Below are 5,378 nucleotides of genomic sequence, written 5' to 3'. Positions count from 1 at the left end.
GATTTTGAAACAATTGCGTGGTTGGAAAATTTCTTGGCAAACTATGAAAACACAGTAATTGTAGTTTCTCACGACAGACACTTCTTGGATTCAGTTTGTACACATATATCGGATATTGATTTTGGTAAAATAATCCAGTATTCAGGAAACTATACTTTTTGGTATGAATCTAGCCAATTAGCAGCCAAACAACGTGCGCAACAAAACAAAAAAGCTGAAGAAAAGAAACAAGAATTAGAAGAGTTTATCCGTCGTTTTTCTGCGAATGTTGCTAAATCTAAACAAGCTACTTCTCGTAAAAAAATGATTTCTAAATTAAATATTTCAGAGATTAGACCTTCTAGCCGTCGTTATCCAGCGATTATTTTTGATCAAGATCGTGAAGCTGGAGATCAAATTTTGAATGTGCAAAATTTAAGCGCTTCTATTGATGGTGAAACTTTGTTTAAAGGAGTTGATTTGAATATGGCCAAAGGCGATAAAATCGTTCTTTTTTCAAGAGATTCGCGTGCTACCACAGCTTTCTATGAAATTCTGAACGGTAATCAAGAGCCGGATTCTGGTGAGTTTGATTGGGGAGTTACCACAAATCAAGCGTATTTGCCGGTGGAAAATCATTCTTTTTTTGAAAATGATTATACTTTAGTTGATTGGTTACGTCAATGGGCAAAAACGGAGGAAGAACGTGATGAAGTTTTTATTAGAGGTTTCCTTGGGAAAATGATTTTCTCTGGAGAAGAGGCTTTAAAAACAAGTCGTGTTTTATCAGGAGGAGAAAAAGTTCGTTGTATGTTGTCCCGAATGATGATGGAACGTGCTAATATCTTGATGCTTGATGAGCCTACAAATCACTTGGACTTAGAGTCTATTACAGCTTTTAATAATTCATTGAAAAACTTTAAGGGATCGGTTATTTTTACAACTCATGACCATGAATTTGCACAAACAGTTGGTAATCGTGTGGTTGAATTAACACCAAATGGAGTTATTGATCGTTATATGACTTTTGATGAATATTTGGATGATGAAAAAATTCAAGAATTGAGAGCCAAAATGTATTCTTAAGAATAATTAAGTTCAATAAATTATAGACTCCTGCATTTATGTGGGAGTTTTTTTTGCAGATAAATCTTCGAAAGATTCTCTTCTAAGAAGTATATTTGGCATAAGGCAATATGGATTTCTTTTAGGAAAAAAAGAAATAATTTTTCTGGTGTTGCAATTAATAAATCCTAATTCGGAATTTGTATATTTGCTTAACCGAACGTACGGATGTTTTGAAACAGTAAATATCAAATATTGCATTTCAATAATAATGCTAATGATGCCGTAAATCTTTTAAAAACAAATAATTGCTAAATATGAATCAAAAAGTGTTACTCAATTCAAAAGAAGTCAATATTATTTTGAATCGTTTGGCTTGTCAATTAATTGAAAAACATCTTGACTTTTCGGATACAGTTTTGATAGGGATCCAGCCTAGAGGGACATTTTTGGCAGAACGATTAAAGGAATTATTAGAAAAAGAATATCACATACCAAATGTATCTTTGGGATATTTGGATATCACTTTCTTTAGAGATGATTTCCGAAGAACCAATAAGCCTTTGGAAGCCAATAAAACACAAATTGATTTTTTAGTAGAAGAGAAAAAAGTAATCTTCATTGATGATGTATTGTACACAGGACGTAGCATTCGTGCTGCTTTGACAGCTATTCAATCTTTTGGGAGACCTTCTGGAATTGAACTCTTGACATTAATCGATCGTCGTTTTAGTAGAGACTTACCCATTCAGCCAGATTATCGTGGTCGTCAAGTAGATGCAATTAATGGAGAGAAAGTAAAAGTGTGTTGGGCTGAGCAAGATGGGGAAGATGGTGTTTATTTAGTTACCAATTAGATTTGGAAACTCAAGAATAAACGGAATCTCCATATTAATAATTATAAAAATCTGAAAATCTAAACAATAATGAGCGAATTAAGTGTAAATCATTTATTAGGTATTAAATATATTAATGAAAATGATATTAACCTGATTTTTGAAACTGCCGATCATTTTAAAGAAGTAATTAATCGCCCGATAAAGAAAGTTCCTTCGTTGCGGGATATTACAATTGCAAATATTTTTTTTGAAAACAGTACACGAACAAAATTATCATTTGAATTAGCTCAGAAACGTTTATCTGCTGATGTTATTAGTTTTTCGGCAGCACAATCTTCGGTTAAAAAAGGGGAAACATTAATTGATACTGTAAACAATATTCTTTCGATGAAAGTGGATATGGTGGTCATGAGACATTCAAATCCTGGCGCCGCTTATTTTTTATCAAAAAATGTTAAGGCAAGTATTGTAAATGCAGGGGATGGAGCTCACGAACACCCAACACAGGCTTTATTAGACAGTTATTCAATCAGAGAAAAATTAGGTGATGTAACTGGGAAAAAAGTAGTTATTGTCGGTGATATTTTGCATTCAAGAGTAGCACTTTCGAATATATATGCTTTGCAAATGCAAGGTGCAGAAGTTAAAGTTTGCGGGCCGAAAACACTTATTCCAAGATATATTGAATCACTTGGAGTGACAGTTGAGCCTAATTTGCGTAAAGCGCTTGAATGGTGTGATGTAGCGAATATGTTAAGAGTTCAAAATGAAAGGATGGATGTTAATTTTTTTCCATCAACCAGAGAGTATGCTCAGCAATATGGAGTTGATAAAGCTTTATTGGATTCACTCAATAAAGAAATTGTAATTATGCATCCAGGGCCTATAAATCGTGGAGTTGAAATTACAAGTGATGTAGCCGATTCACAACAATCGGTGATTTTAAATCAAGTAGAGAATGGTGTTGCTATTAGAATGGCAGTTATCTATCTTTTAGCATCAAAAATCCAATAAAGAATAACTATGAAAGTTACTGCAAAAGGACATACTATTATAATTAAAGATACTGAAGGAGATATTGTAGAATTTCTAGAAAAAATAAATAGTCAATACAATAGTTTTAAAGACCATAACCTTATTTTAGATATTTCTCACGACAAATCGGTTGATGTAAAATCAATTAAGATTTTTTCTGAATTAGCAAAAAAACATAAAAAAGAAAAAAAATCCTTGGTTTTTGTTGTCCAAGATTTAGACTATAATAAAGTTCCAGTTTCTATTACAGTTGTTCCAACCCAATTGGAAGCTCAAGATTTGATTGAAATGGATGAAATTGAAAGAGATTTAGGTTTTTAAAATTATTTAATCGTTTATTTGTTTAATCGTTTAAAATTTTTAAACAGATATAAATTTGGATTTTTATTTTAGTCCATTTTTTTTAGTTTGTTTAATTTTACAATTAAAAATTCCAGAAATTTATTTTTTAAACGATTAAACAAAAAAAATTGAAACTTACAATATTAGGCTGTTATGCCGCTACTCCTCGTACTTTAACCAATCCCACCTCCCAGGTTTTAGAAATTAAAAATAGACTTTTTTTGATTGACTGTGGTGAAGGCACACAAGTACAATTGCGTAAAAACAAATTGAAATTTTCAAAAATTAATCATGTTTTTATTTCTCATTTGCATGGAGATCATTTTTTTGGATTAATAGGTTTGATTTCCACTTTTGCACTTTTAGGGCGCACTACAGATTTGCATATTTATGGTCCAAAAGGAATAAAAGAGATAATTGATTTGCAATTAAAATTATCAAATTCATGGACTAATTATCAATTGTTTTTTCATGAATTGGAATCAAAGGGAAGTGAGATAATTTATGAAGATGATAAAGTAATCGTGAAAACCATTCCATTAAAACATCGCGTATATACAAATGGTTTTTTATTTCAAGAAAAAATAGGGGAGCGCAGACTCGATTTAAATGCTGTTCACGACTATGAGATCAATACTTGTTATTATCAAAATATCAAGAATGGAAGAGATATTACGCTTGAGGATGGTCGGATTATTGCCAATCACAAATTATCTTTTGATCCAATTCCATCTTTGAGTTATGCTTTTTGCTCAGACACCAAATACAGTGAAGATATAATTCATTTAATAGAAAATGTTACTGTATTGTATCACGAGTCTACATTTTTGCAATCAGAGGAAACATTGGCACAGAAAACTATGCATTCAACAGCCAAAGAAGCAGCCAAAATTGCTTTGAAAGCCAATGTAAAACAATTAATTTTAGGTCATTATTCTACTCGCTACGATAGTATTGATTTGTTTAAAAAAGAAGCAGAAACCATTTTCAAAGAAATACTATTGGCTGATGATGGAAAAAGTTTTGAATTTTAATTTTTTTTTTTTTGATAATTTAAAGTTTGTAAAAAATGAATGATTTAAGCAATTATAGAAAATCATATGAGAAAAGTGAATTATTAGAATCGTCTATTCCAGAAGATCCAATAAACCTTTTTAATAGATGGTTTCATGAAGAGGAGGATTTTGACGGTGAAGGAGAAGTCAATGCGATGACAGTTTCTACGATTGGCTTGGATGGTTTTCCAAAATCACGTATTGTTTTGTTGAAAAAATTTAACGAGGAAGGTTTTGTCTTTTTTACGAATTATAATTCGGAAAAGGGTAGGGCTATAATTAATAATCCCAAAATTTGTCTCTCTTTTTTTTGGGAAAGCATGGAACGACAGGTGATAATAAAAGGGACTGCCCAGAAAACATCCGAAAATATTTCAGATGGTTATTTTGAATCAAGGCCGGATGGTAGTAAATTAGGCGCTATAGTTTCCAATCAAAGTGAAGTTATTCCTTCTCGAAATTATCTTGAAGAGAGTTTAAAGCAATTAGAAAAAGATTTTGAAGGAAAAGAAATTCCTCGTCCAAAGCATTGGGGAGGTTTTTTGGTAACTCCTTTAGAGGTAGAGTTTTGGCAAGGAAGACCCAATCGTTTGCATGATAGAATTCGTTATACTCTTCAGGAAGATTTTTCATGGACGATTTCTCGTCTAGCTCCATAATGTAGGAATTTATGATTTTTTTTTATGATTTTGATGTAGTTCGTCGATTTTTTTTGGTAGTTTAAGGATTAGTAAGTTAATTTGATTAATAATCTAAACCACTAACATTAAAGCAGTTTGCCCCCAATCTACTTTAAATTTAAACTACTATCATTATGTATTCGAAATTATTTCGCACGTCTTTTTTTGTTGTGATTTTGACTTTTATAGTTTCCTGTACAGCTGAGGATACTACTGCATCACAAGAATCTTCTGAAAGCTTGCCAATTGTATTGAACTATGAATATAGTCCAGTAGAATTAGAGACGATGACATTGATTAATAATTATAGAGTAAGCATAGGTTTGAATGCTTTGGAAAAAATTAATCATATTTCATATAAATCTGAGGAGCATGATAATTAT

The 5,378-nt window shown here is 31.5% G+C and carries 6 protein-coding genes and 1 pseudogene; all 7 read left to right on the top strand.

Annotated features, from left to right (window positions below):
- On the top strand, positions 1-1,065 hold a 1,065-nt coding region (locus VFS71_RS06985; protein ID WP_326400206.1), incomplete at its 5' end, for an ABC-F family ATP-binding cassette domain-containing protein.
- Between the two features lie 296 nt (positions 1,066-1,361).
- Positions 1,362-1,901, top strand: coding sequence for a bifunctional pyr operon transcriptional regulator/uracil phosphoribosyltransferase PyrR (gene pyrR, locus VFS71_RS06980; RefSeq protein ID WP_077375890.1), 540 nt, complete (start codon positions 1,362-1,364; stop codon positions 1,899-1,901).
- A 69-nt stretch (positions 1,902-1,970) separates the two neighbouring features.
- Positions 1,971-2,897 carry an aspartate carbamoyltransferase catalytic subunit gene (locus VFS71_RS06975; RefSeq protein ID WP_326400205.1) on the top strand — a complete coding sequence of 309 codons (927 nt, stop codon included), beginning with the start codon at positions 1,971-1,973 and terminating at the stop codon, positions 2,895-2,897.
- A 9-nt stretch (positions 2,898-2,906) separates the two neighbouring features.
- Entirely contained in the window at positions 2,907-3,239 is a 333-nt protein-coding gene (locus tag VFS71_RS06970) for a ribonuclease Z (protein ID WP_326400204.1), read from the top strand.
- Between the two features lie 149 nt (positions 3,240-3,388).
- Entirely contained in the window at positions 3,389-4,294 is a 906-nt protein-coding gene (locus tag VFS71_RS06965; RefSeq protein WP_326400203.1) for a ribonuclease Z, read from the top strand.
- Positions 4,295-4,329: 35 nt separating this feature from the next.
- Positions 4,330-4,974 (top strand): pyridoxamine 5'-phosphate oxidase, encoded by a 645-nt coding sequence (pdxH, locus tag VFS71_RS06960; RefSeq protein ID WP_326400202.1) that lies wholly within the window; start codon positions 4,330-4,332, stop codon positions 4,972-4,974.
- A gap of 155 nt (positions 4,975-5,129) precedes the next feature.
- Positions 5,130-5,378: pseudogene (locus VFS71_RS06955) on the top strand (CAP domain-containing protein); the annotation flags it as partial.

Source organism: Flavobacterium sp., from assembly GCF_035760125.1.
Taxonomy (GTDB): Bacteria; Bacteroidota; Bacteroidia; order Flavobacteriales; family Flavobacteriaceae; genus Flavobacterium.
The sequence above is the reverse complement of the archived record's forward strand: the minus strand, read 5'-3'. Positions and strand labels throughout refer to the sequence as shown.